Below are 713 nucleotides of genomic sequence, written 5' to 3' on the forward strand. Positions count from 1 at the left end.
GCTCTTAAAGATGCGATATTTAAAATTACTGATCTGAATGGTAATGACATTCGCACTGAGCTTACAACAGATGTACATGGAAAAATTTCTGTTTCTGATTTACGTCCTGGGGACTATCAGTTTGTTGAAACGAAAGCTCCTGAACACTATAAATTAGATAGTACACCTATTAAGTTTACAATTAAGAAAAGCCAAAAAGAAAAGCTCCAAGTTACTACTACAAATAGCTTAACTGAGGGTGCTGTAGAATTAATAAAAGTGGATGATATAAATCCAGATACAAAACTTTCTGATGCAGTGTTTAACATCATCGATGCGAAAGGTAAAATTGTTCGCACTGATTTAACTACTGATAAAGATGGTAAGATTACTGCTACGAACTTACGCCCAGGAGACTATCAATTCATTGAAATGAAAGCTCCTAAGCATTACGATTTAAATAAAACACCTATTAGCTTCACTATCGAAAAAAGTCAACTAACTCACGCTTCTGTTACTGCTAAGAATGGCCTAACAAAAGGTGGCGTGGAATTAACGAAAGTTGACTCTATAGATAAGAAAGAAATGCTAGAAGGTGCGGTATTTAAAATTACTGATTTGAACGGTAACGACATTCGTACGAATTTAGTTACCAATAAAGATGGAAAAATCATCGCTAAAGACTTACAACCAGGAGACTATGAGTTTATCGAAACGAAAGCTCCTAAACATTA

General features: G+C 34.6%; 1 protein-coding gene. It reads left to right on the forward strand.

Annotated features, from left to right (window positions below):
* Nucleotides 1-713, forward strand: a 713-nt coding sequence (locus MR160_RS33745; protein WP_255805920.1) for an MSCRAMM family protein, incomplete at both ends; no start/stop codon positions are given.

This window comes from Bacillus cereus group sp. BfR-BA-01382 (assembly GCF_022663475.1).
In the GTDB taxonomy this organism is placed as follows: Bacteria; Bacillota; Bacilli; order Bacillales; family Bacillaceae_G; genus Bacillus_A; species Bacillus_A thuringiensis_S.